We start from the raw sequence: 26091 nt of genomic DNA, 5'->3' as shown, positions 1-26091 counted from the left end.
TCTGCTCTGACGCGATGACGGGTCTCGCCGCGCTCTTTGGCTTGACCGCGCTGCTCTATGCCGCGGTCGGCTTCGGCGGCGGGTCGACCTACACCGCGCTGCTGTTGCTCGGCGGCGTCGCGGTGGGGCTGGTTCCGGCGATCAGCCTTGCGTGCAACGTCATCGTCGTCAGCGGCGGCACGTTTCGCTTTGCGCGGTCGGGCGCGATGCCTTGGGCAAAGACGCTGCCGCTCGTCGCGATTGCAGCGCCGCTGGCATTTCTCGGCGGACTGACGCCGGTAAAGCAGGGGGTGCTTGTCGTCCTGCTTGGCCTTTCACTGCTTGTCTCGGCGGTCGCGCTGCTGATCCAACCGCAGACCGCCAAGCCCGTGCAGTTGCCGGCCAGGCTGTTGCTACCGATTGCGGCAGCGCTCGGTTTTCTTGCGGGCGTCGTCGGGATCGGCGGCGGCATCTTTCTCGCGCCGATCCTCCACCTGATCCGCTGGGCCGAAGCCCGGACGGTCGCGGCGACTGCGAGCCTCTTCATTCTCGTCAACAGCCTATTCGGGCTGACCGGTCAGTTGTTAAAAGGCAAGGGCAGCGAAATGATCGGCGCCGTCGCGAGCCACTGGCCGCTGTTGGTCGCAGTGCTGATCGGCGGCGCCATCGGGACTCAGCTTGCGGTGAAGAGCGGACCCGCGGCGCTGATCCGGCGGCTCACCGCGGTGCTGGTTGGGGTCGTCGCGATCCGCCTGCTGTTTGGTTTCTAACGCTTTTTTGTGCACTTGCCTTCCCGTGCGGCGGTGCTAGCATCGGCAGTACAAGCTTGGTGGCCACGTAGCTGACAAGCGACGCAGCAGCTGGAACACGGGACGCCGCGCAGGACTGAAGCATCAGGCGCGGCACGAATTGGCACGTTGCGTGGAAAGGGCAGGCGCATTTCCTTCTTTGATGAAATGAACAGCAAGGAAGGCGAAACCCGGACGCCTTATCGAGACTATTGCGGGTGGTTCGAGGCCGAGGATGTGGCGCGCATCCAGCACAAGGCAGTGCAGGCCGAGGCGCTGTTCCGCACGACCGGTATCACCTTCAACGTCTATGGTGCCGCCGACGGCGACGAACGACTAATCCCGTTCGATGTTGTGCCGCGGATCATCTCGGCCAGCGAATGGCGCCGCCTGTCGCGCGGCATCGAACAGCGCGTGCGCGCGCTCAACGCCTTTCTCTATGACATCTATCACCGGCAGGAGATTATGCGCGCCGGCCGGGTGCCGACCGAATTGATCGCCAGCAACGCGGCGTTTCTCCCGATGATGATGGGACTCGATCCGCCCGGTGGCATTTATACGCACATCAGCGGCACCGACATCGTCCGGACCGGCGCCAATGAATTTTATGTGCTCGAGGATAATGCGCGCACCCCGTCGGGGGTGTCGTACATGCTCGAGAATCGCGAAACGATGCTTCAGATGTTTCCCGAGCTGTTCGCGAAAGTGCCGGTGCGCGAGGTCAGCGATTATCCGATCAACCTGCTGAAATCGCTGGCCGCCTGTGCGCCGCCTGCGTGCGGCGGGACGCCGACGGTCGCGGTACTGACCCCCGGTATCCACAACAGCGCCTATTATGAGCACAGCTATCTGGCCGACCATATGGGCGCCGAACTGGTCGAGGGGCATGATCTGCGCGTCGTTGATGGTCGGGTCGCGATGCGCACGACGCAGGGGTATAAGGCGATCGACGTGCTTTATCGCCGCGTCGACGATGATTTCCTCGATCCGCTGAACTTCCGGCCGGATTCGATGCTCGGCGTACCGGGCATTTGGGACGTCTATCGCGCCGGCGGCATCACGATTGCCAATGCGCCCGGCACCGGCATCGCCGACGACAAGGCGCTGTACAGTTACATGCCCGACATCATCGAATTTTATACGGGCGAAAAGGCGCTGCTGCCCAATGTCCCAACGTGGCGCTGTTCGGAGCCCGAGCATCTGCGCGAGGTGCTCGACCGCCTGCCCGAACTGGTGGTCAAGGAAGTCCATGGATCGGGCGGATACGGGATGCTCGTTGGCCCCGCGGCGAGCAAGAAGGAACTGGCGGCGTTTCGCGCCAAGCTGGAAGCGAACCCGAGCAACTATATCGCGCAGCCGACGCTGTCGCTGTCGACGGTACCGATCTTTACGAAGAAAGGGCTGGCGCCGCGCCACGTCGATCTGCGGCCCTTCGTGCTGATGTCGCCGCAGGGCATCACGATTACTCCCGGCGGGCTGACCCGGGTCGCAATGACCCGGGGATCGCTGGTAGTGAATTCGAGTCAGGGCGGCGGAACGAAGGATACTTGGGTGTTGGAGGATTGATGCGCATGCAATTCATCCTCCCCCGTCATCGCGAGCGAAGCGAAGCAATCCAGAGCGGTTTCCGCACACTCCGGATTGCCGCGTCGCCTTCGGCTCCTCGCACCGACGATGCTTTTGGAGGCACGGCCTGATGCTCGGCAAGACCGCAGGCAGCCTCTTCTGGATGGCGCGCTACCTCGAGCGCAGTGAGAATAATGCGCGACTGATCGACGCGGGGTTTCGCATCGCGCTGACCCGGTCGCAAACCGCGGCGGCGGAATGGAAATCGGTGCTGGTGACTGCCGGGGTCAATCAGGCGTTTCAGGCGGCGCATGGCGACTACAGCTCGGTGCGGGTGATCGATTTCCTGCTCCGCGATCCCGCCAACCCGTCGAGCATCTTGTCGGTGATCCGCCAGGCGCGCGACAATGCGCGCACCGCACGCACCGCGTTGACGCGCGAGACTTGGGAGGCGGTCAACACCAGTTGGATGACGCTGACCGCGCTGCTCAAGCGGCAGGTGCGCGAGGATGACCTGCCCGATGTGCTGACGACGATCCGCCAGCAGAGCGCGCAGGTGCGCGGCGCGCTGAATGGCACAATGCTGCGCAACGACGGCTATCATTTCGCGCTGCTCGGTACCTATCTGGAGCGCGCCGACAACACCGCGCGTATCCTCGACGTCAAATATTATCTGCTGCTGCCTTCGGTCGCGCACATCGGCACCTCGATCGACAATGTGCAGTGGGAAACGATCCTGCGCTCGGTGTCGGCGCACCGCGCCTATCGCTGGCTGTACGGGGCGGAGATCAGCGCGCTGAAGATCGCCGAGTTCCTGATCCTTTATCCGCAGATGCCGCGCAGCCTGGCCTTTTGCAGCGAGCGGATGGAGAATCATCTGTCCCAACTGCAGCGCCATTATGGCGACGAGACCGACGCGTGGCGGCTGGCGCATGCGCTTAGCCACGAAAAACTCAATGCACCGATCCAGTCGATCTTTGACGGCGGTCTCCACCAATATGTGACCGGCTTCCTGCGCGATATTGCCAACCTCGCGCGGCAGGTCGAGCGCGACTATCGGTTTGTCGAATGAAACTCCGTGTCGAACATATCACCCGCTATCATTACGATGCGCCGGTCAAATATGCGCTGCAGCAGCTCAAGCTTACGCCGAAGGACCGCCCGGGGCAGCAGCATATCGTCGACTGGGCGATTGATATCGAAGGCGGCGTGCAGCAGCTCCATTATACCGACCACCACGGCAACGGCGTCGACCTGATCGCGATCGACGGCGGCGTGACCGAACTGACGATCCGCTGCCATGGCACGGTCGAACTCGAAACCTGGGATGGCGTGATCGGGGCGCACCGCGGGGCAATGCCGCTATGGACCTTTCTGCGCCCGACTCCGCTGACGCGCGCAGGGCGGCAGGTACGCGCGCTGACTGCGCAGCTGGGCCGCGATTACGTCAATGACATCGAACGCGCGCACGCGCTGTCGGCGCTGATCATCGACCGGCTGGCGTACCGGATCGGCGTGACCGATGCCGAAACGACCGCCGAACAGGCGCTCGGCAGTGAAGGCGGGGTGTGCCAGGATCACGCCCATATCTTCATCGCCGCGATGCGGCATCTGGGGCATCCGGCGCGCTATGTGTCGGGTTATCTGATGATGAACGACCGCACCCAGCAGGATGCGACGCATGCGTGGGCGGAGGCGCATTTCGATCATATCGGCTGGATCGGCTTTGACGTCAGCAACGGTCATTCGCCCGACCAGCGCTATATCCGCGTCGCCACCGGTCTCGATTATCGCGACGCCGCCCCGGTTCGCGGCATGCGTTATGGTGCGGCGCAGGAAAATCTGGTTGTCCAAGTGCAGGTCCAGCAATAAGCGGGCTGCGGGGACACGGGACGATCCGGGGCGGGGATACGGGATTAGATGACTTATTGCGTTGGCATGCGGTTGAACAAAGGGCTGGTGTTCATGTCGGACACCCGCACCAATGCGGGTGTCGACGACATCGCGCAGGTGCGCAAGATGCGCAGCTGGCACGTGCCGGGCGAGCGCGTTATCACGTTGATGTCGGCGGGCAATCTGGCGACGACGCAGGCGGTGGTCAGCCTGCTAGACGAACGCACCAAGGCGCCCGAAGACCGCCACCCGTCGATCCTCGAAGCGCCATCGATGTTCCAGATCGCGACGATCGTCGGCGAAACGCTGCGCCAGATCGTGATGCGTCATAATGCTGAAGGACCGGCGGCGGCATCGCCCTTTCGCGCCTCACTGATTATTGGCGGACAGATCAAGGGCGCCGAGCCGCGGCTGTTCCTGATCTATCCCGAGGGCAATTTTATCGAGGCGGGCGAGGACAATCCCTTTTTCCAGATCGGCGAAACCAAATATGGCCGCCCGATCATCGTGCGATCCTATGATCCGGCGATGTCGTTTGAGGATGCGGTCAAGCTGCTCTGCGTATCGTTCGACTCGACGATCCGCGCCAACGCCGGGGTCGACCTGCCGATCGACCTGAAAATCCACGAGCGCGACGATTATACGACGGTGCGCGAACGGCGCTTCGAACGCGGCGACCCCTATTTCGACAGCGTCGCCAATGGCTGGGCCGAGGCGCTGGGCATCGCGCTCGCCGAGCTTCCCGACTTTCATTTCTGATCGCCTTCGGCCACCGTCCTCGGGTACCACACCGGGAGGGATTGCCATGATGCGCTGGATTGTCGCTGCGCTTGTTTTGACCGCCACGCCGGCCGCTGCCGATGAGGCGCGCTTCGACAAGGCGCTGCACGATTTTCGCGAGCTACATCGCGCCGAAATGCGCCGGTCGAATATCGCCGGGAGCAGCTTTTATGTCGTGCGAGACGGGCGGACGGTCGCGGCCGATCATCTGGGCGCACAGGATACCGACGCACATGTGCCGGTCGATGCCCGGACCATCTATCATTGGGCTTCGATCACCAAGACGATGACGGGGATCGCGATCATGCAGCTGCGTGATCGCGGGCTGCTGTCGCTCGATGACCCGATCGTCAAATATGTCCCCGAACTCGCGGCGATGCACAATCCCTATGGCGATACGGGCGCGATCACGCTGCGCCAGCTGATGAGCCACAGCGCGGGCTTTCGCAGCGGGACATGGCCGTGGCGCGCGCGCGACTGGCAGCCGTTCGAGCCGGCGGGCTGGTCGCAGCTGGTGGCGATGCTGCCCTATACCGCGGTCGAGTTTAAACCGGGCAGCCGGTTCGGCTATTCCAACCCCGCAATCGTCTATCTGGGACAGGTGATCGAGCGCCTGTCGGGCGAGGATTATGAAGTCTATATCGACAAGAACATCCTGAAGCCGCTGGCGATGCATGCGAGCTATTTCGACCGCACCCCGCCGCACCTGCTGCCGCATCGCTCGCACAGCTATTTTATCCGCGATGGCAAGCGGGTCGCCGCGCCATTCGACGTCGATTCGGGAGTGACGGTGTCGAACGGTGGGCTCAACGCGCCGATGCCCGACATGGCGAAATATCTGGCGTTCCTGCTCGGCGATCCGGCGCGTGCGACCGACTATGATCGGGTGTTGAACCGCTCGTCGCTCGAGGAAATGTGGCGGCCGCAGATTTCGGCGGGCGACGACTTTACGCAAGGCCGCATGGCGACGACGACGCAGAGCGGCCTGTCCTTCTTCATCGATCGCAGTGCCGCGGTAGGGTTTGTCGGGCACAATGGCGATCAGAACGGCTTTCGCGCCTATCTGAGCTTCTGTCCCGACCAGCGAGCCGGAAGCCTGCTGGCCTTCAACACCGAAACGCGCGGGGTACAGAACAGCGCGGCCAATCGCGACACCGCGGAATCGCGGATCGCGCTCGCGACTGATCGCCTGTGTGAGGCGCTGGCGGAATAGGCCATTATCGTCGCCCCCGCGTACGCGCCGCCTTCGCGGAGGCGACGATGGTGGTCACCTGTTCTTCCGCCCCTCGATCAATCCATCGACGAGGCTCGGATCCGCCAGCGTCGAGGTGTCGCCGAGCGACCCGAATTCATTCTCGGCGATCTTGCGCAGGATGCGGCGCATGATCTTGCCGCTACGCGTCTTGGGCAGGCCCGGGGTCAGGTGGATATGGTCGGGGGTTGCGATCGGCCCGATTTCCTTGCGGACCTGCTGCCTGAGCGCCGCGGCTACCTCGTCGGTCGGCTCGACCCCGGCGTTGAGCGTCACATAGGCGTAGATGCCCTGACCCTTGATATCGTGCGGGAAACCGACGACCGCGGCCTCGGCGACGAGTTCATGCAGCACCAGCGCGCTTTCGACTTCGGCGGTGCCCATGCGGTGGCCCGACACGTTGATCACATCGTCGACGCGGCCCGTGATCCGCCAGTATCCGTCGGCATCGCGGCGGCAGCCGTCGCCGGTGAAATATTTGCCCTTATAGGTCGAGAAATAGGTTTCGGCGAAACGGGCGTGATCGCCGTAGATCGTCCGCGCCTGTCCGGGCCAGCTGTGCGTGATGCACAGATTGCCCTCGGCGGCGCCGCCGGTTTGTTCGTCAACGAGGACACCGCCCTCAGCATCGACGAGCTGCGGGCGGATGCCGAAAAATGGCTTGCCCGCGCTGCCCGGCTGCGCGGGATGCGCGCCAGGCAGGGTGGTGATCATGATGCCGCCGGTCTCGGTCTGCCACCAGGTGTCGATGACGGGGACGCGCCCTTTACCGACGATGTCGCTATACCAGCGCCAGGCCTCGGGATTGATCGGTTCGCCGACGCTGCCGAGCAGGCGGAGCGACGACAAGTCGTGGCGCGTCACATACTCGTCGCCCTCGCGCATCAGCGCGCGGATTGCGGTCGGCGCGGTGTAGAGAATGTTGACCCGATGCTTGTCGACGACCTGCCAGAACCGATCGTGATCTGGATAATTCGGCACGCCCTCGAACATCAACGTCGTCGCGCCATTCTGGAGCGGACCATAGACGACATAGCTGTGTCCGGTGACCCACCCGATATCGGCGGTGCACCAGAAGATCTCGCCGGGGCGATAGTCGAAGCCGTAGTGGAAGGTGCTCGCGGTCCACACCGAATAGCCACCCACCGTATGGAGCACGCCCTTGGGCTTGCCCGTCGATCCCGAGGTGTATAGGATAAACAGCGGATCCTCGGCGTTCATGGGCTCGCACGGGCACTCGCCGTCAACGCCGGCGGACAGCGCGTCGTACCAATGGTCGCGGCCTTCCTTCATATTCACGTTGCCGCCAGTGTGCGCGATGACGAGCACCGCCCTCACATCGACGCGCTCGAGCGCCTTGTCGACATTGGCCTTCAAGGGAACGACCTTGCCCCCGCGCAGCCCTTCGTCGGCGCAGATCACCCAGTCGCTCGCGCAATCCTCGATCCGGCCATGGATCGCCTCGGGCGAGAAACCGCCGAACACGACGCTGTGGACGGCGCCGATGCGCGCGCAGGCGAGCATTGCCACCGCCCCGTCGGGGATCATCGGCATGTAGATGGTGACGCGGTCGCCCTTTTGGACGCCCATCTTCTTCAGCGTGTTGGCGAAGCGGATGACGTCGGCGAGCAGCGCGGCATAGCTGATCGTGCGTGTCTCGCCATCGGGCGCGTCGGGCTCGAAGATGATCGCGGTGCGCTCGCCATGGCCCGCCGCGACATGGCGGTCGACGGCGTTGTGGCAGAGGTTGAGGACGCCGTCTTCGAACCATTTGATCTCGACCGGATCGTAGGACCAGCTCGCGATCTTTGTTGGCGGCGTGATCCAGTCGAGACGCCTTGCCTGCTCCGCCCAGAAGGTGTCGGGGTCGTCGATGCTTTGTGCATAAAGGCGATCATAATCGGCGGCGGTGCAATGTGTGTTTGCCGCGGCGTCGGTCGGAACGGGAATCAGCGGTTCGGATGGGGGTAGGTCTGACACGTCTGCTTCTCCCGCTTTCGATTTGACTCGGTTGCTGGCTGCGATAACCCGCGAGCCACAAGTTGCAAGGCGCGATGGCGCCGACGAAGGGGCGGAACATGGTTCAACTGGGCCAGGTGACAGGTGATCTACTCGACCGGCTGGGGGTTTCCCGCGCGGCCTGGGCTGAAGGGAAGATGCCGGCCGTGACACCACTGACGGGCGAACAGCTCGGCTTGGTACAGACCGTCGATACTGCGGCGATCGACGAGCGGCTCGATCAGGCGAGCGCCGCGTTCCGCAGCTGGCGTCATGTTCCCGCGCCGCGCCGCGGCGAACTGGTGCGGCTGTGGGGCGAGGAACTGCGCGCGGCTAAGGATGATCTGGCCCGGCTGGTGACGATTGAAGCCGGCAAGATCCCGTCCGAGAGTGCGGGCGAGGTGCAGGAGATGATCGACATCTGCGACTTCGCGGTCGGGCTGTCTCGCCAGCTTTATGGCCTGACCATCGCGACCGAGCGGCCGGGGCATCGGATGATGGAGGTCTGGCACCCGCTGGGCGTCGTCGGCGTGATCTCGGCGTTCAATTTTCCGGTCGCGGTGTGGGCGTGGAATGCTGCGCTGGCGCTGGTGTGCGGCAACAGCGTGGTTTGGAAACCGTCGGAAAAGACGCCGCTCGCCGCATTGGCGGTGCAGGCGGTATTCGCTCGCGCGGCGGCACGTTTTGGCGATGCGCCCGAGGGGCTGTCGCAATTGCTGATCGGCGGGCGCGAGGTCGGTGAGGCGTTGGTCGACGATCGGCGGGTGGCCCTGGTGTCGGCGACCGGATCGACACGGATGGGGCGCAGCGTGGCGCCTCGGCTTGCGGCGCGTTTTGCACGCGCGATCCTTGAGCTGGGGGGCAACAATGGCGCGATCGTTACGCCATCGGCTGACCTCGATCTGGCGCTGCGCGGCGTGGCGTTCGGCGCGATGGGGACGGCGGGGCAGCGTTGTACGACGACGCGGCGGTTGTTCCTGCACGACAGTATTTATGACGGCTTTACTGCGCTGTTGAAGGGCGCCTACGGCAGCGTGCGCGTCGGCAATCCGCTCGAGGATGAGGTGCTGGTCGGGCCGCTGATCGACCGCGCGGCGTTTGACATGATGCAAGAGGCGCTGGGGGCAGCGAAGGCTGTGGGCGGGGTTGTTCATGGCGGCGAGCGGGTCGGCGACGGCGATAGCTATTATGTGAGGCCCGCGCTGGTCGAAATGCCGGGACAGGTCGGGCCGGTGCTCGACGAGACCTTTGCTCCGATCCTCTATGTGATGCGCTATTATGATCTGGATGCGGTGATCAACCTGCACAACGATGTCGCGGCGGGGCTGTCATCGGCAATTTTTACGACCGACGTTCGCGAGGCCGAGCGGTTTTTGGCGGCAAGCGATTGCGGGATCGCGAACGTCAATCTGGGGACGAGCGGCGCTGAGATCGGCGGGGCGTTCGGCGGCGAAAAGGAAACCGGCGGCGGCCGCGAAAGCGGGTCGGACAGCTGGCGCCAATATATGCGGCGCGCGACGAATACGATCAATTATTCGGATGCGTTGCCACTATCACAGGGGGTGAGTTTCGAACTTTGATGGCGAACGGCCACTCAAAACCCCGTTCGTGTCGAGCAAAGTCGAGACACCGTGAAAGCCGTACACGCCCGATAGGCATCTCGACTTCGCTCGATGCGAACGGAACAGGGAGGGCGGCGTCAGTCCACCCGCCAGCTGAAGCCTTCTTCAAGCGCAACGACTTGGCCAGCGGTGCCAACGGGCTCCCGCGTCCCGTCCGTCAGAAAAGCCACCATCGCTGCATCAGCGACATCAACATGCGCGAGCGTGCGCGCGCTATCCGGGGTGCGCGCAACGACAACGCCCGCCTTTGGCGCCCCATCGCGGCCGTAGAACACAGTGTAGCTTTCGATCGTCGCCGGTCCGGCATAGTTCTCGGTCAACTCAGGCACCGCGCCGCGTTTTGCCTCGGCTTCGGCCTGATAGTCGAAATCCTGCGGGAAGCTCGATGCGACGATCGGCTCCCTCCCGAGAACAATGCAATGATTGTCGGTTGCGAAGCCGCCATTGGCGAACAGGAAGCCATAGCGACCCTCGGCGCGCAACCGATCAACCATCGAGACGATGGCATGGCTCATATAGTTAGCGATCGGGCCGCCGCCGAAGGTCAGCCCGCCGAACACCGTCGCGGGGCGGTCCCACGGCCAGCCGAGGATGCGCCGCGCCATTTTCGGAACGCAGGGAAAGCAGCTGTAAAGTTCGACATGGTCAAAATCCTGCGACGTCATGCCGTTAAGCGCGAGGGTGCGCGTGATCGACGTTTCCATACTGACGCTGCCGTCGTAGCGGTCGCGGTGGAGGATGCTGGCGGGCTCCTTCGCCGCCGCGCCCATGCCCACGTAGATCAGCTGGTCCTCGGGCATGGCACGCCGCCACGCTTCGGCGAGGCTGGCGACGATGAAGCCTGCGCCCTGATTGACGGACGAATTGGCGACCATCAGTTTTGAATAGGGGAAAGCGATCGGGCGATTGCGTTCGTCGACTCGAAGGATGTCCTCGGGCGACGCCGCTTTGCGGATCCATGCGCCTTCGTTCGCCGCGGCGACTTCGGAAAAACGTGACCAGATCTCTGCACTTTCAAATTGCGCGTCTTCCAGGCTTTGACCCCACGCGGCGCGCGTCGCATTTTCGTAGAGCGGATAGACATCGACCGGCGCGGCCAGCCCGTGCAGCTGCGCGTAATTTGGCTCGCGCCGCGTCGCGACCTTGCGGATCGCGTTATAGCTTTTGTCCTCGCCGCTGGCGGCCTTGGCGGCGCGGCCCGCGGCGGTGCGCAGCGCCTCGGCACCGACGATCGCGGCGAGTCTGACCTCGCCGGCGCCGATGCGGTTCGCGGCCTCGTTGAGCAGACGCACCGGCGTGTCGCCGTGCGGCGCGGCGGACTGGTAATTGAACGCAGGCGTCGCGCCGATCGCGGCGGCGAGGGGTTCGCACAGCTTGCCGAGGTGGTGAAAGCTGATCTGATCGACGATCGCGAGGCTGTCGAGATCGGCCAGTGGTACGCCAGCATCCTCAGCAGCGATCCGGAGCGCGGCGACCATCAGCTCTAGCGAGTCCAGTCCTTGATCGGGATCGTCGGGACGGTCATTGACCTGTCCGACGCCGATGATAACGGGAATACGCTCGGGATCGGCCATCGTCATTTTAGCGTGCCTTCCACTCAGGCTTGCGTTTTTCGGCAAAGGCGCGCGGGCCTTCGCGCGCGTCTTCGCTGCGCATCAGCGCGGTGCGTTCGAGCGTGTTGGCTTCCCAATAGGGCGCGTCGGCGGCGATGCGGCCGTCGTGGATGCCAAGCGCGACGCGCTTCGACGCTTGCACCGACAGCGGCGCGTTGGCGGCGATCTTTTCGGCCAGCGCGATCGCGGTGGGAAGCAGGTCGGCGAGCGGTACGACATGATTGACCAGCCCGAATTCGGCGGCGCGCGCGGCGGGGATCGGATCGCCGGTGAGCATATATTCCATCGCCAGCTTGCGCGGAATTTGCTGCGCGAGGCGAAATGCGCCGCCCGCCGCGGCGAACAGCCCGACTTTGACTTCGGGCAGGCCGAATTGCGCATGATCGGCGGCGATGATGATGTCGCTCATCAACGCGATCTCGCAGCCACCGCCAAAGGCAAAGCCGTTGACCGCGGCGATGATCGGTTTGGATATCGGGTGCGATACCATGCCGGCAAACCCCCACGCCTGCTGCGCCGGATCGTCGGGATAGAGGCTCTCGCCGCGCGACAGGGCGACCAAGTCGGCTCCCGCGCAGAAGCTTTTGTCGCCCGCGCCGGTGATGACGACGGCGCGGATTTCGGGATCGTTTTCGGCGGTTTCGAGCGCGGTGCCGATGCCGATATGAACCGCGGCGTTGACCGCGTTGCGCGCGTCGGGCCGGTTGATCGTGACGATCAGGATATGGCCGCGGCGTTCGGTGAGGATGGTGGTGTCGGTCATCGCGAATCTCTCCCTTGGGAGCGAGTATCGCGGTTGGTTAACGTTTACGTCAACTGTAATCCTCCCTGTGGCGAAGCCATGGGGAGGGGGACTATCCGCAGAATGATGGAGGGGCGGCGACGTCGCGTCCTGGCCCCTCCGTCAGTGGACAGGGAGGATATGTCGTTAAATCGATTGCCCGGTCTTCGCCCAGTCGGCGAGGAAGCCTTCGATGCCCTTTTCGGTCAGGATATGCTTGAACAGCCCCTTGATCACCGACGGCGGCGCGGTCATCACGTCGGCGCCGATCTTCGCGGCTTCGAGGACATGGATGCCGTGGCGCACGCTGGCGACGAGGATCTCGGTCTCATAGCCATAATTGTCATAGATCAGCCGGATGTCGGAAATCAGCTGCATGCCGTCGAAACCGTTGTCGTCGTGGCGGCCGACGAAGGGCGAGACGAAGGTCGCGCCCGCCTTGGCCGCGAGCAGCGCCTGCGCTGCCGAGAAGCAGAGTGTCACATTGACCATCGTACCGTCGCTGGTCAGCGCCTTGCACGTTTTCAAGCCGTCGATCGTCAGCGGCACCTTAATGCAGACGTTATCGGCTATCTTGCGGAGGATTTCGGCCTCTTTCATCATCGTTTCATGGTCGAGCGCGACGACTTCGGCCGACACCGGGCCGGTCGTCAGTGCGCAGATTTCGCGGGTCACTTCCTTGAAATCGCGGCCCGATTTCGCGATCAGCGACGGGTTGGTGGTGACCCCATCGAGCAGGCCGGTCGCGGCGAGTTCCTGGATATCGGCGATTTCGGCGGTGTCGGCGAAGAATTTCATGGCGCGGGCTTTCTGTCGGAAGGGCGATTCGGATTGGTGATCGCCCTAGAGCAACGGCATCGAAAACTGAACCGTCCTGTCCAACTATCGTCACGCCGGACTTGATCCGGCATCCATAACAGCGGTGCCGCGTGGACCCCGGATAACGTCGGGGTGATGATCGTGTGAAAGGACTGGCGTTCGTTCTTTGTTCCGATTATGCGCGATCGCATGGCCAAAGCAAAACGCCAATATGTTTGCCAGAATTGCGGCTCCGCCACCTATCGCTGGCAGGGGCAGTGCGCCGATTGCGGCGAGTGGAACACCCTGGTCGAGGAAGCGGGCGAAACCGTCTTTTCGGCCAAGCACGACCTCAGTAAGGGCGGGCGCACGATCGCGCTCGAAACGCTGAATGCCGAAAGCAAGATGCCCGAGCGGATGCTGTGCGGGATTGCCGAATTCGATCGCGCGCTGGGCGGCGGGTTCGTCGCGGGGTCGGCGACGTTGATCGGCGGCGATCCGGGGATCGGCAAGTCGACCCTGCTGCTGCAAGCGGCGGGACGGCTGGCGCAGGCGGGCAAGTCGGTCGTCTATATCAGCGGTGAGGAAGCGGCGGCGCAGGTGCGGCTACGCGCGCAGCGGCTGGGGCTCGGCAACACGCCGGTTGCCCTCGCCAGCGCGACGTCGGTGCGCGACATTCTCGCGACACTCGACCGGCAGACCGCCGATTTCGTCGTCATCGATTCGATCCAGACAATGCACAGCGACCTGATCGACAGCGCGCCCGGCACGGTGAGCCAGGTCCGCGCGTCGGCGCAGGAATTGATCCGCTATGCCAAGGACAGCGACGCCGCGATCGTGCTGGTCGGGCATGTCACCAAGGACGGGACGATCGCGGGGCCACGCGTGCTTGAACATATGGTCGATACGGTGCTGGCGTTCGAGGGCGAGCGCAGTCATCAATATCGCATCCTGCGCGCGGTCAAGAACCGCTTTGGCGGCACCGACGAGATCGGCGTGTTCGCGATGGGTGAGGAGGGGTTGGGCGAGGTCAGCAACCCGTCGAGCCTGTTCCTGACCGACCGCAGCCGCGACGTACCGGGATCGGTCGTGTTCCCAGCATTGGAAGGCACGCGGCCGGTGCTGGTCGAGGTACAAGCGCTGACCGTGCGGCTCGCGAGCGGGGCGACGCCGCGGCGCGCGGTGGTCGGGTGGGACAGCGGGCGGCTCGCGATGGTGCTGGCGGTCTTGGAAGCGCGCTGCGGACTCCAGATGGGCGCCGCCGAAGTCTATCTGAACATTGCCGGCGGTTACCGACTGACTGACCCCGCCGCCGACCTGGCGGTCGCGGCGGCGCTGATTTCGGCGTTCAGCGAGCGGCCGGTGCCCGCCGACGCGATCGTCTTCGGCGAGTTGTCTCTGTCGGGCGAGGTGCGGCAGGTTTCGCACGACGGATTGCGTCTGCGCGAGGCGGCAAAGCTGGGTTTTTCGAGCGGTTGGGGTCCGAAGGGAATGAAGCCGGTGGGGGGAATTTCGGTGACCGGTTTCGAACGACTCGGCGAACTCGTTGACCTGATGCTCGGTCGCGACTAGCCACCCCTGAATGGGAAGTCTGACAGCTCTGGATATCCTCGTGCTGACGCTCGTCGGCGGCAGCGCGGTGCTCGGTTTTTCGCGCGGCTTGGTGCAGGAAGTGACGACATTACTCGCCTGGATCCTGGCGATTGCGGCAGTGCGCTTTTTTCATCCGTTCGTCACCGACCTGTTGACTGGCTGGGTCGGCAGCGGCGGCGGCGCCGCAATGCTGGCGTTCGTGTTGCTGTTCGGGGGCGTCTTCGCCTTTGCTAAATGGGGATCGCGCGCGATGGGGCAGCGCAGCCGCGCGTCGCTCGTTGGCGGCTTCGACCGCGGGCTGGGGGCGGGGTTCGGAGCGGTAAAGGGGCTGATGATCGCCGCGATCGGCTTCATGCTCGTGGCGCTGCTGTACGACATCGGTTATGGCAACGCGCAGCGTCCGACGTGGATGACCGACAGCCGCACCTATCCCGCGCTCAACGCGACAAGCCAGGCGCTGAGCAAGGTGATCGCCGAGCGCCGCGCGGAAGCGCGCGCGGCCGAAGCCGAAGCACCGACGCCATGAGCACGCCGCTGTACAACCGCGACATCTTGGCGCTGGCGGTGGCGACGTCCGAACATCTGCCCAACCCCGACGCGCGATATCACGCCACGGCGCGTGCGCCGCTGTGCGGCAGCCGCATCCTCCTTGATCTTGACGCCGACGATCTGGGGCGGGTCACCGGCATCGGCATGCATGTCGAGGCGTGCGCGCTGGGACAGGCGGCCGCGACGCTGCTCGCACGCCACGTTAAGGGACGCAGCCGCGACGAGATTCGCGGTGCGCGCGACTCGATTGCGGGCTGGTTCGGCGGCACTGGCGCCGTGCCCGATTGGCCGGGCTTTGAACTGCTGGCCCCCGCCCGTGATTATCCGGCGCGGCAGGGGGCGATCCTGTTGCCGTTCGACGCCGCGATTCTTGCGCTCGAAAAACAGGGCGCACGCGTGTGAACTTGCTCGCGCTAACCGCGGTGGCAACCGATGTGGCCGCCGAGCAGGCAACCGACACCGCGCTGGTCGAAGGAGCGATCCTGTTGGGGGTCGCAACATTGTTCGTCCTGCTGTTCCGCCGTCTCGGGCTGGGCGCGGTGCTGGGCTATCTGATCGCGGGTTCGCTGGTCGGCCCCTACGGTCTCGGGCTCGTCGGCGGCGGCGAATCAAAGCTCGCCTTTGCCGAAATCGGCATCGCGTTCCTGCTTTTCCTCGTCGGGCTGGAACTGCATCCGCGGCGGCTGTGGGACATGCGCCGCGCGATCTTCGGGCTTGGACTCGCGCAAGTCGTGATCACCGGCCTGATCCTATCAGGCCTCATTTTCCTGACGCTCGGCTTCAGCTGGCAGGCGGCGCTGGCGCTCGGGCTGCCGCTCGCACTGTCGTCGACTGCACAGGTGCTGCCAGGGCTGAAAAGCTCGGGCCGAATCAACTCGCCTTTTGGTGAAAAGGCCTTTTCAGTGCTGCTGTTCCAGGATCTCGCGATCGTGCCGATGATCACGATCATCGCGGTGCTGTCGCGCGCGCCTGCCAATCCCGACGCGCCGCCGGGGTGGCAGATGGCGCTTTATACCGTCGCCGCGATCGTCGTCCTCGTCCTCGCCGGACGCTTTGTCGTCAATCCGTTGCTGCGGATCATCGGCCGCTATGGCGAGCGCGAATTGTTCGTTGTCGTCGGGCTGCTTGTCGTCATTGCCAGCGCCGCCTTTATGCACAGCCTGCACCTGTCGACCGCGCTCGGCGCCTTCATCGCCGGGGTGATGCTGGCCGATTCGCCATACCGGCACGAGATCGAGGCCGATGTCGAACCCTTCCGCCTTGTGCTGCTCGGGCTGTTTTTCCTTGCGGTCGGCATGGTGCTCGACCTCAATGTCATTCGCGAAGACCCGCTGCGCGTCGTCGCGCTCGCCGCCGGGCTGGTCGCGGTTAAGGTCGTCGTGCTGACCGTGATCGTGCGCTTGTTCGGCAAGCCGTGGAGCGTCGCGCTCGGGCTTGGTCTGCTGCTGAGCCAGGGCGGCGAATTCGGCTTTCTGTTGTTCACGCAGGCGACCGAGGCGCAGCTGATCGCCCCCGAGGCGGCAAGCCTGTTCAGCGCGGTCGTAACGCTATCGATGATAACGACGCCGTTTCTGATGCTGTTCGCGCGCAATCTGGAGTTTGCACCCGAAAGTATCGAAGCCGAACTCGACGACCCCGAACATGCGCCGCGCGGGTCGGCGATTGTCGTCGGCTACGGACGGTTCGGACAGATCGTGACGCAGATGCTGAACGCGGTCGATTGTTCGGTGACGCTGATCGACAAGAAGCCGAGCCAGATCGAGACGTCAGGGCGCTACAACACCAAAGTCTATTTCGGCGACGGGCTGAAGGTCGACGTGCTGCGCCGCGCCGATGCAGAGGATGCGCGGTTGATCATTTTCTGCACCGATGACCGCAGCTTTGACGCCGCGGTATTGGCGCCCATCGTCAAGGCGTTTCCCAAAGCCAAGATTTTGACCCGGGTGTTCGACCGCCGCCAGTTGATGGCGATCGACGGCGCTGGGGTCGACGGCGCGGTGCGTGAAACCTTTGAAAGTTCGATCGCGCTCGGGCTCTTGGCCCTGAAGCAGATCGACGTCGATGACGTTGAAATCGCCGATGTCGAGCAGGCGCTGCGCCACCTCGATTCCGAACGACTGCATGCGCAGATCAGCGAGGGTGATCTGACCGCTGGCATGAACCACCGCTTTATCGCGGGTGGCGGGCGGCAGGCGGCGAGCGTGCTGGAAACGCTGCGCGAACGGCGACGCGCCGCCAAGCTTGCCAAAGACGAAGGCGAAGCGGTTCGCAGTTAAAGCCCTGTCATCAGCCGCTCTAAATCTGACGAATGGACCCCTGGGTCTTGGCAGGAGTAGCGGTCGCCGCCGAAGGATGTCACGCCAACTTGCGGGAACTAAGCCGCCTCGACCACCAGCACCCCGCCTTCGGCGCTGACCACGCGGACCTTGGTCCCTTCGGCAGCGTCCGGCCCGCGGACCGGCCATTCGCCGTCGCCGACCTTGGCGCGGCCGCGGCCGTTTTCGATCGCGGTCACCAATGTGAGCACTTCACCGACCAGCCGCCCGCCGCGCTGGTTGAGCAGCGGGTCGGTCGACACGATCGGGTTGTTCTTGAGCCAGCGCCGCGCGCTGTAGAGCGCGATGAAGGCGAGCACGGCAAATACACCGAGCTGCATCGGGACGCCGATCGGGAGCAGAAAGGCGAGGACGCCGGTCGCGATCGCCGCGACGCCCAGCCAGACGAGGAAGAACCCGGGCGCGACGATTTCGGCGGCGCACAGCAGCACCCCGACGGTGAGCCACGCCCAATGCGGCTCCATGTTCGAAAGCCAATCGGGCATCTCAGCGCGCTCCCGGCGTCGTCGGCGGCGTCGGGCCGCGCTCAAACGCATCCTTGGCAAGCTCGCCGATACCGCCGAGCGTCCCGATCAGCTGCGTCGCCTCGACCGGGAACAGGATCGTCTTGCTGTTCGGGCTGGTTGCAAACTGACTGACGGCTTCGACATATTTTTGCGCAATGAAGTAATTGATCGCCTGCGCGTTACCGCCCGCGATCGCGTCGGACACCATCTGGGTTGCCTTGGCTTCGGCCTCGGCTTCGCGTTCGCGGGCTTCGGCGTCGCGGAAGGCGGCTTCGCGTCGGCCCTCGGCCTGCAGGATCTGGCCCTGCTTCTCACCCTCGGCGCGCAGGATTTCGGAGGCGCGCATGCCTTCGGCTTCCAGGATGTTGGCGCGCTTTTCGCGCTCCGCCTTCATCTGGCGCGCCATCGCGTTCGAAATATCGGCAGGCGGGCGGATGTCCTTGATCTCGACGCGGGTGATCTTGACCCCCCACGGCGTCGTTGCCTCGTCAACCACGACGAGCAGCCGCGCGTTGATATGGTCGCGCTTCGACAAGGTTTCGTCGAGGTCCATCGAGCCCATCACGGTACGCAGGTTCGTCGTCGTCAGGTTCATAATCGCCAGGTACAGGTCGCTGACTTCGTAGGCGGCCTTGGCGGCGTCGAGCACCTGGAAGAACACCACGCCGTCGACCGCGACCATCGCATTGTCCTTGGTGATGATTTCCTGGCCGGGAATGTCGAGCACCTGTTCCATCATATTGACCTTGCGGCCGACGCGATCGAAGATCGGCATGATGAAGTTCAGCCCCGGCTGCGCGGTGTGCGTGTAGCGACCGAAGCGTTCGATGGTGTAGCTGAAACCCTGACGAACCGGGGTCAGCGCCCACAGGAGGAATACCGCCGCGAGCACGACGAGTGCGATCGGAAACCAATAGTCCATCGAAAATCCCCTCTGCGAACCTGGCCGTGAGGCCTCACTCCTTTATTGCGAGAATGGCCCGGTTGCGCCAGACAAAAGCGCATGACCCACCCTGAATCTGCTCCGCGCTCGCTGCTTTATGTCCCCGGCTCGAATGCCCGCGCGCTGGAAAAAGCGTCGGGCCTCGCCGCCGATATGCTGATTATCGATCTTGAGGACGCAGTCCCCGCGGATCGCAAGGACGAAGCGCGCGCTGCGATGCGCGCCGCGGTGATGGCGGGCTTTTCGGGCAAGCGCGTCGCGGTGCGGATCAATGCAACCGGGACGGCGGAGCAGGCGGCTGACATCGACGCGCTCGCCGATCTGGCGCTCGATGCGGTGGTGCTGCCCAAGGTCGATGCGCCGATCGATCTGGGTCCGGTGCGCGGGCTGGGCCTGCCAGTGCTGGCGATGATCGAAACTCCGACAGCGATCTATGCTGCGCGTGACATTGGCGCCGATCCGGCGGTTGCGGGCTTGATCGCGGGGCTCAATGATCTGGCGCATGAATTGAAGCTCCCGGACGGCATGGATCGGACCGCGATGAGCCATGCGATCCAGGCGATTGTGCTGGCGGCGCGTGCGGCCGGTGTGTGGGCGTTCGACGGGGTTTACAACGCCATCGACAACGTCGCTGGCTTTGCTGGCGAAGCCGCCGAGGGACGGCGGCTCGGATTCGATGGCAAGTCGCTGATCCACCCCTCGCAGGTCGATCCGTGCAACGCCGCCTTTGCCCCCTCGGCGCGCGAGATCGCTGCCGCCGAGGCGCTCGTCGCGGCGGCGACGGGCGGGGCGCAGCGTCACGAGGGGCGGATGATCGAGGATATGCACGTCGCTGCGGCGCGGGCGCTGCTGGCGCGGCGCTGCAGACTCCCCTCCCGCTCACGGTAGGGGTTGAGGGTGGGCAGCGACATCGCATTGGCGGACGCCGCTGCGACTAGCGAACAAGCTTGCAAGTCTCGCTGCCGCTCCTGCTTGCGGGAGGGATGATTGCCATTCGTCGTTCGACGAACGCGCCTTGCCTGAGCCAAATGGAAATGCCATGCGGCAGCCCCATGAAGATCATTCGTTTCCGTACTGCTATCGCGGCCATCGCCCTCATCGTCTGCCTTCCTGCCGCCGCGTCTGCTGCACCCGCAAAGGCCGATCCGCCCGTCACCGAAGCCCAACTCGCCGCGCATATCAAGGTGCTCGCCGACGACGCGTTCGAAGGACGCGCCCCGGGCACCGACGGCGAGGATCGCACCATTGCCTATATTGTCGGCGAATGGGCCAAGGCCGGACTCAATGCCGTGCCGGGCAGCGCCACCCCGTGGTTGCAGCCGATCCCTTTCGTCGAGAGTCGCGCCGTCGGCGGCACCGCCAAGTTCAAGGTGCATGGCCGCGATTTCGCTATCGAGGATGACGGCATCATCCTGAACGGGCGCGACGCGTCGATGTCACTGGCCGACCTCCCCGCGGTCTTTGTCGGTTACGGCGTCGATGGCACAGGGAAGGTCAACGCCGACGTCACCGGCAAGCTGGCGATCATGTTGTTCGACAATGCGCCGTTCGGCGACAAGCTGCCGCGTTACCGCGAGCGACGGCAGATGCTGGCCGACGCAGGCGCCGCAGCCGTGCTGGTGATTGCGACCGACGCCGTGCCATGGGCGGAGCTGCGCGACAGTGCCAGTAGCACGGCCGTGCGGCTGGCGAGCGCCAAGCCGGGCGCGCCGGTGAGCGGCTTCCTGTCGCTCGAAGCCGCCGACGCGCTACTCAAAAAGGCGGGACAGGATGGCGGCGCGGTGCGTGAAGCGGCAAAGTCGCCCGACTACCGCGGCATCGTGCTGCCGGTCACCGCCGATCTGACTACCCAATCGACGATCCGGCCCTTCATCAGCAACAATGTCGTCGCCAAGCTGCCCGGCGCCAAGCCGGATGGCAAGGTGGTGCTGTTCCTAGGCCATTGGGATCACCTCGGTATCTGCGGCAAGGAAGGCGAGGCCGATCGCATTTGCAACGGCGCGGTCGACAATGCGAGCGGCATCGCGGTGCTGATCGAGGTTGCCAAGCGGCTGGCGTCGGGCCAGCGCCCCGACCGCGACATCTATTTCCTGGCGACGACTGCGGAAGAAAAAGGTCTGCTCGGCGCGCGATATTTTGCCGATTATCCCGTGGTGCCGCTGAGCGACATCACCGTGGCGCTCAATGTCGACACCATCGCGATTTCGCCGCGCGGCACCCCGGTCGCAACGATCGGGCGCGGCAAGCCCGCCTACGATGCGGTGGTGCGCGCCGCCGCGACCAAGCTGGGTCGCAAGCTCGACGAGGATGGCGAGGCCGACGCCTTCATTCAGCGCCAGGACGGCTGGGCGCTGGGTGCCAAGGGCGTGACGTCGCTGATGGTCGGCGGCAGTTTTTCAGATATGCCGCTGTTGGAAGCGTTTCTGGGCAGCGATTATCACGGCCCGAACGACAATTTCAGCGACAAGATCCCGCTGGGCGGCGCGGCGGAGGATGCCGACCTGCATGTGGCGCTGGGGCGGGCGTTCGCTAACGTGAAGGCGTGGCCGGGAAAGTAGACTTCCTCATCGTCATTACTAGCGAAGCGAAGCAATCCAGGGTGGCGTAAACCGCTCCGGATTGCTTCGCTTCGCTCGCAATGACGGCGATTAAATAGGGACTGTCCCTATATAATTGATCGCTCTTACGCCGCCTGCTTCGCCCGCTCCGACATTTCCTGATTGAGCATCTCGGCCAACAGGAACGCCAGTTCCAGCGACTGCCCCGCATTCAACCGCGGATCGCAGTGCGTGTGATAGCGGTCGGCAAGGTCCATCTGGGTCACGTCCATCGCGCCGCCGGTGCATTCGGTGACATTCTGGCCGGTCATCTCGATATGGATGCCGCCGCCATGCGTCCCCTCGGCGCGGTGGACGGCAAAGAAGCCGCGCACTTCGGCGAGGATGCGCTCGAACGGGCGCGTCTTGTAGCCGTTGGGCGTCTTGATGACATTTCCATGCATCGGGTCGCACGACCACACGACTGGGTGGCCCGATTCCTTCACCGCGCGCACCAGCTTGGGCAGATGCGCCTCGATCTTGTCATGGCCATAGCGGGTAATCAGCGTCATCCGCCCCGACACATGATTCGGGTTCAGCGTGTCGAGCAGGCGCAGCAGCACGTCGGACTCCAGGCTCGGCCCGCACTTCATGCCGACCGGATTGCCGATGCCGCGAAGATATTCGATATGCGCCGACCCTTCGAAACGGGTGCGGTCGCCGACCCACAGGAAGTGGCCCGACGTGTCGTACCAGCCGCCGGTCAGGCTGTCCTGCCGCGTCAGCGCCTGCTCATAGGGGAGCAGGAGCGCTTCGTGGCTGGTGTAAAAGCTGGTGCCCTTGATCTGCGGCACCGTCTCCGGCGTCACGCCGCACGCTTCCATGAAGGCCAGCGCTTCGGAAATCCGCGCCGCAGTTTCCTGATATTTCTTCGCCCAGGGGCTGCGGTCCATGAAGTCATGCGTCCACGCGTTGACCTGATGCAAATTCGCATAGCCGCCGTTGGCGAAGGCGCGCAGTAGGTTTAGCGTCGCCGCCGACTGGTTATACGCCTTGACCATGCGCTGCGGATCGGGCTCGCGGCCCGCTTCCTCGAACGCGATGTCGTTGATGATGTCGCCGCGATAGCTCGGCAGCGAGACGCCATCGATGTCTTCCATGTCGGCGGATCGCGGCTTGGCGAACTGGCCCGCCATGCGGCCGAGCTTCACCACCGGCATTTTCGACGCAAAGGTCAGCACGACCGCCATCTGGAGCAGCACGCGGAAGGTGTCGCGAATGTTGTTCGGATGAAATTCGGCAAAGCTTTCGGCGCAGTCGCCGCCCTGGAGCAAAAATGCCTTGCCCTCGGCGACGCGGCCGAGGTCAGCGGTCAGATCGCGCGCCTCGCCGGCGAACACCAGCGGCGGATAATTGCTGAGCTCGCGCTCCGCCGCCGCGAGCGCAGCCGCGTCGCGATAGGTGGGGAGCTGGCGGGCCTCGTGCGATCGCCAGCTATGCGGTTGCCAATTCTTGCTCATCTGCCTTTGTCTTCACTGTTTGAACCGGGCGCTGCCATGGCGCGAATGTCGCTCGGACGCAATGCGCGCCATTTCGCGAACGATAAAATTAGCATTATCGTGACATTTACGCACCTATACTTTTCTTGGGGACCAAAAACTGATAGTTTGTTTCACTGCTTTGGAATGGAATCCGCGGAACCAAGGCATCGGGCTATCGGCGACGTTATACATGCATCGACCCGATACCGGGTCTCCACGCAAAGCGACTGGCTATGGCGAATTTCGAGTCCGCATGGTTTGTATATGGGGCGTTGCTGTTGCTGCTTGCGACCAGCTTTGTCGTGCGCATCGATTATGTCCGGATCGGGCTCGCCGCGGCGGCGCTGGTGGCGGTGCCGCTGGTTTTGTTCCGCGAACCCGACGTCGGTTACGGCATGCTGGTGCTGGCGATCCTGGTCGTCAACCTCGGCATCCTGGCGCGGTTGTGGCTGCGCGAGCGACAGGTCAGCTTTTCGGCGGAGGAAGAGGCGCTGCGGCGTGAGCATTTCAGCGCGCTCAACCCGGTGGCGGCGCGCGGGCTGATCGATCAGGGGCATTGGATTTCGGCAAAGCGCGGCGAGATACTGATCCGCGAGAATCAGGCGGCGCCGAGTTTATTCTATCTCGCCGAGGGGCAGGCGGCGATCCGGCGCGACGGCGCCGAGGTCGGCAAATTATCCGACGGCGCGCTGATCGGCGAAGCGACGGTGCTGGACGGCACCCATGCGACGGGAACGGTGCTGCTGGGAAGCAATGCGCGGCTGTGGTTTGTCCCGGCGGCGGCACTTCGCGCCTATCTGACCGCCAACCCCGCGATCGCGAGCACGCTGCACGAAGGCTTTGCGCGCGCGCTGCGCGGCAAGCTAGCGAGCGCGAACACGCGGCTGGCCGACCGGGCGCCGATCGTGTGAAAAATCCGCGACCACGACACCTCGAATTTGTCATCGCCGCCTGCTAATCAGGGTGCGATGATAATGATTCTCTACGGCATTTCGAATTGCGACACGATGAAAAAGGCACGGCGCTGGCTCGATGAGCAGGGCGTCGCCTACCGCTTTCACGATGTTCGCAAAGATGGGCTCGACGCCGCCCGGTTGCAAAGCTGGATCGATGCGCTCGGCTGGGAAAAGCTGCTCAACAAGGCCGGAACGACGTTTCGCAAACTGCCCGATGCGCAGAAGGACGGGCTCGATGCGGTATCGGCGAAAGCCTTAATGCTCGACCAACCCGCAATGATCCGCCGTCCGGTCGTCGAAGCTGCGGGCGCGATCAGTGTCGGTTTTGCGGCCGCCGACTGGCAGGCGCGATTTGCGGTATGATCCGGTGGATAGCGGCCTTGCTGGCCCTGACATTGCTGGCCGGTTGCTCGGCTGATCCGGTGACCATGCAATCCACCCTCGATGGCCAGCCACCTATCGTCATTGCGCATCGTGGTGCATCGGGCGAGCGCCCCGAACACACGATCGCCGCGTACCGGCTGGCGATCGAACAGGGCGCCGACTTTATCGAGCCCGACCTGGTGATGACCAAGGACGGCGTGCTGGTGGCGCGGCACGAAAATGAGATTTCGGAGACGACCGACGTCGCCGATCGTGCCGAATATGCTGACCGCAAGGCGACCAAGACGATCGATGGCAGCAAGGTGACCGGTTGGTTCACAGAAGATTTCACGCTGGCCGAATTGAAGACGCTGCGCGCCCGTGAACGGCTGCCGAAGCTGCGTTCGACAGATTATGATGGACAGTTCGATATTCCAACGTTTGAGGAAATTCTGACGCTGCTGGCCGAGGTGAACGCGGGCCGCGATAAGCCGGTCGGCGTCTATCCCGAGACCAAGCACCCCAGCTATTTTACGTCGATCGGGCTGTCGCACGAGGCGCCGCTGTTCGCGCTGCTCGACCGCTTCGGCTATCGCGGCCGCAAGGCGCCAGTCTATATCCAGAGCTTTGAGGTGCGGAACCTGATCGACCTGCGCGCCAAGAGCGACCTGCCGCTGATCCAGTTGATGGACGGCGAGGGCGGTCCGCCCGACAGACCCGAAACCAGCTATGCCGCCATGGCGTCACCCGCAGGCCTCAAAACCATTGCATCCTATGCGGACGGTATCGGCCCGAACAAGGCGATGGTCATCCCGCGCGGCGCGCTCGGCTCACTGGCCGAGCCGACTAACCTGGTGCGCGATGCCCATGCCGCGGGACTTAAGGTGCATCCGTGGACGTTTCGGCGCGAGAATTATTTCCTGCCGCTCGGCGACAAGGGCGGGGTGAACCCGGCGGGGCATGGCGACCTGGGCACCGAGATCGCGACTTTTCTGGCTACGGGCATCGACGGACTGTTCAGCGACAATCCGCGAGAGGCGGTGGTGACGGTGGCAGGAAAAAGCGAGCAATGATCGGGCGCGATCGCATCTGACGCTAAAGTTATGATTTTCGACAACTACTAGCGACCTATTGCTCAAGTTGGATCGGCCAGCGGAATAAGGCTGATCGCATGCCGACGATGGCGATCTCGATCGCCGGACCACAGCCACAAGTTGGTCAAGATGGTCTCGTAATAGACCCACATGGGCTTTGCATCCCATCTCGCATCACTCCACATAGTCTTCGAACTGATCGTGTGGCGGTAGCACGATCGCGGATTGCAGATACCTCCCTGCAAACTGCTCCAAGAGCGCGTGGTGAGGCGCCTCGTCGTCGATTTGTCCGCTCCAAAAATGATTGCCCCACCCATTCGGCCCGGTAATGCCGAACTGTGGCGATGGAGAAATTTCTTCGATATCAGAGTAGCGAGGCATGGACTTTGCGTAACGACGATAGCGGCAGCTTTCAGCCCCATAGACGCAAAACCCGGCCCGACGCCCGGGGAGGGGCGTGGGCCGGGCCGCGCGGCCGCGCTGTCGTCAATAGCTGCCGGGCTACCATTTGAACACCGCTTGCAGCGGCTTTCCGAACGCGGGCGCGATTCGGAAAGCGTCCACGAGCGACGGCGAATATTTGCCCTGTTAGATCGCGGGGCG

At 64.0% G+C, this 26091-nt stretch carries 23 protein-coding genes; 16 read left to right on the top strand and 7 right to left on the bottom strand.

All coding sequences use genetic code 11. The features are described from left to right. Positions 1–14: 14 nt before the first annotated feature. From K0M74_RS06325 to K0M74_RS06300, 6 genes are all read left to right on the top strand, one after another. On the top strand, positions 15–749 hold the full coding sequence (locus K0M74_RS06325; protein ID WP_293969295.1) for a sulfite exporter TauE/SafE family protein: 735 nt from the start codon (positions 15–17) through the stop codon (positions 747–749). 186 nt (positions 750–935) lie between these two features. Beyond that, positions 936–2333: a circularly permuted type 2 ATP-grasp protein gene (locus K0M74_RS06320; RefSeq protein ID WP_293969292.1), complete on the top strand. Its 1398-nt coding sequence runs from the start codon at positions 936–938 to the stop codon at positions 2331–2333. A 130-nt stretch (positions 2334–2463) separates the two neighbouring features. Next, complete coding sequence (locus K0M74_RS06315; protein ID WP_293969289.1) at positions 2464–3405, top strand: alpha-E domain-containing protein; 942 nt, start codon at positions 2464–2466, stop codon at positions 3403–3405. Beyond that, positions 3402–4205, top strand: a complete 804-nt coding sequence (locus tag K0M74_RS06310) for a transglutaminase family protein (protein WP_293969287.1) — start codon at positions 3402–3404, stop codon at positions 4203–4205. Before K0M74_RS06315 ends, K0M74_RS06310 begins: the two co-directional genes overlap by 4 nt. A 48-nt stretch (positions 4206–4253) precedes the next feature. After that, on the top strand, positions 4254–4985 hold the full coding sequence (locus K0M74_RS06305) for a peptidase (RefSeq protein WP_088440401.1): 732 nt from the start codon (positions 4254–4256) through the stop codon (positions 4983–4985). Between the two features lie 76 nt (positions 4986–5061). Beyond that, positions 5062–6219, top strand: coding sequence for a serine hydrolase (locus tag K0M74_RS06300; RefSeq protein WP_293969284.1), 1158 nt, complete (start codon positions 5062–5064; stop codon positions 6217–6219). A 54-nt stretch (positions 6220–6273) separates the two neighbouring features. Here K0M74_RS06300 and acs read toward each other — a convergent pair whose 3' ends face one another. Next, positions 6274–8238 carry an acetate--CoA ligase gene (gene acs / locus K0M74_RS06295; RefSeq protein WP_293969281.1) on the bottom strand — a complete coding sequence of 655 codons (1965 nt, stop codon included), beginning with the start codon at positions 8236–8238 and terminating at the stop codon, positions 6274–6276. 98 nt (positions 8239–8336) lie between these two features. Here acs and K0M74_RS06290 point away from each other — a divergent pair, with 98 nt between their 5' ends. Then, positions 8337–9836 carry an aldehyde dehydrogenase family protein gene (locus tag K0M74_RS06290; RefSeq protein WP_293969278.1) on the top strand — a complete coding sequence of 500 codons (1500 nt, stop codon included), beginning with the start codon at positions 8337–8339 and terminating at the stop codon, positions 9834–9836. A 119-nt stretch (positions 9837–9955) separates the two neighbouring features. Here K0M74_RS06290 and K0M74_RS06285 read toward each other — a convergent pair whose 3' ends face one another. The 3 genes from K0M74_RS06285 to fsa form a co-directional block, all read right to left on the bottom strand. Then, positions 9956–11458, bottom strand: coding sequence for an acetyl-CoA acetyltransferase (locus K0M74_RS06285; protein ID WP_293969275.1), 1503 nt, complete (start codon positions 11456–11458; stop codon positions 9956–9958). A 1-nt stretch (position 11459) separates the two neighbouring features. Then, a complete protein-coding gene (locus K0M74_RS06280; protein ID WP_293969272.1) occupies positions 11460–12254 on the bottom strand; it encodes a crotonase/enoyl-CoA hydratase family protein in 795 nt (264 codons plus the stop codon). A gap of 165 nt (positions 12255–12419) precedes the next feature. Then, the gene (gene fsa, locus K0M74_RS06275; RefSeq protein WP_088440397.1) at positions 12420–13070 is read right to left on the bottom strand and encodes a fructose-6-phosphate aldolase; all 651 of its coding nucleotides are present in this window, start codon (positions 13068–13070) and stop codon (positions 12420–12422) included. A gap of 210 nt (positions 13071–13280) precedes the next feature. On the opposite strand from fsa, the gene radA reads away from it, so the two are divergent. The 4 genes from radA to K0M74_RS06255 are packed head-to-tail and all read left to right on the top strand — an operon-like array spanning position 13281 to position 17488. Then, positions 13281–14642, top strand: a complete 1362-nt coding sequence (gene radA / locus K0M74_RS06270) for a DNA repair protein RadA (RefSeq protein ID WP_293969267.1) — start codon at positions 13281–13283, stop codon at positions 14640–14642. A gap of 10 nt (positions 14643–14652) precedes the next feature. Further along, a complete protein-coding gene (locus K0M74_RS06265; RefSeq protein ID WP_293969264.1) occupies positions 14653–15189 on the top strand; it encodes a CvpA family protein in 537 nt (178 codons plus the stop codon). Next, complete coding sequence (locus K0M74_RS06260; RefSeq protein ID WP_293969261.1) at positions 15186–15614, top strand: iron-sulfur cluster assembly scaffold protein; 429 nt, start codon at positions 15186–15188, stop codon at positions 15612–15614. The genes K0M74_RS06265 and K0M74_RS06260 overlap by 4 nt, the downstream gene beginning before the upstream one ends. Then, positions 15611–17488, top strand: coding sequence for a cation:proton antiporter (locus tag K0M74_RS06255; RefSeq protein ID WP_293969258.1), 1878 nt, complete (start codon positions 15611–15613; stop codon positions 17486–17488). The genes K0M74_RS06260 and K0M74_RS06255 overlap by 4 nt, the downstream gene beginning before the upstream one ends. A 98-nt stretch (positions 17489–17586) precedes the next feature. Here the strand turns inward: K0M74_RS06255 and K0M74_RS06250 are convergent, their stop codons facing one another. Further along, complete coding sequence (locus K0M74_RS06250; RefSeq protein ID WP_293969255.1) at positions 17587–18033, bottom strand: NfeD family protein; 447 nt, start codon at positions 18031–18033, stop codon at positions 17587–17589. Position 18034: 1 nt separating this feature from the next. Next, positions 18035–18976, bottom strand: coding sequence for an SPFH domain-containing protein (locus tag K0M74_RS06245; RefSeq protein WP_293969252.1), 942 nt, complete (start codon positions 18974–18976; stop codon positions 18035–18037). A gap of 81 nt (positions 18977–19057) precedes the next feature. Here K0M74_RS06245 and K0M74_RS06240 point away from each other — a divergent pair, with 81 nt between their 5' ends. Both K0M74_RS06240 and K0M74_RS06235 read left to right on the top strand, forming a co-directional pair. After that, entirely contained in the window at positions 19058–19885 is an 828-nt protein-coding gene (locus K0M74_RS06240; protein WP_293969249.1) for a CoA ester lyase, read from the top strand. 164 nt (positions 19886–20049) lie between these two features. Beyond that, the gene (locus tag K0M74_RS06235; RefSeq protein WP_293969246.1) at positions 20050–21555 is read left to right on the top strand and encodes a M20/M25/M40 family metallo-hydrolase; all 1506 of its coding nucleotides are present in this window, start codon (positions 20050–20052) and stop codon (positions 21553–21555) included. Positions 21556–21680: 125 nt separating this feature from the next. Here K0M74_RS06235 and K0M74_RS06230 read toward each other — a convergent pair whose 3' ends face one another. Beyond that, positions 21681–23054, bottom strand: a complete 1374-nt coding sequence (locus tag K0M74_RS06230; protein WP_293969243.1) for a class II 3-deoxy-7-phosphoheptulonate synthase — start codon at positions 23052–23054, stop codon at positions 21681–21683. A 254-nt stretch (positions 23055–23308) separates the two neighbouring features. Here K0M74_RS06230 and K0M74_RS06225 point away from each other — a divergent pair, with 254 nt between their 5' ends. From K0M74_RS06225 to K0M74_RS06215, 3 genes are read left to right on the top strand one after another with little or no spacing between them, the layout of a single operon-like run. After that, entirely contained in the window at positions 23309–23986 is a 678-nt protein-coding gene (locus K0M74_RS06225; RefSeq protein ID WP_293969240.1) for a Crp/Fnr family transcriptional regulator, read from the top strand. Between the two features lie 57 nt (positions 23987–24043). Then, positions 24044–24394: an ArsC family reductase gene (locus K0M74_RS06220; RefSeq protein WP_293969237.1), complete on the top strand. Its 351-nt coding sequence runs from the start codon at positions 24044–24046 to the stop codon at positions 24392–24394. Beyond that, complete coding sequence (locus K0M74_RS06215) at positions 24391–25467, top strand: glycerophosphodiester phosphodiesterase (RefSeq protein ID WP_293969234.1); 1077 nt, start codon at positions 24391–24393, stop codon at positions 25465–25467. Before K0M74_RS06220 ends, K0M74_RS06215 begins: the two co-directional genes overlap by 4 nt. Positions 25468–26091 lie beyond the last annotated feature (624 nt).

The sequence above is a fragment of the Sphingopyxis sp. genome, assembly GCF_019459305.1.
Classification (GTDB): Bacteria; Pseudomonadota; Alphaproteobacteria; order Sphingomonadales; family Sphingomonadaceae; genus Sphingopyxis.
This window is presented reverse-complemented; position numbering and strand designations above follow the sequence as displayed.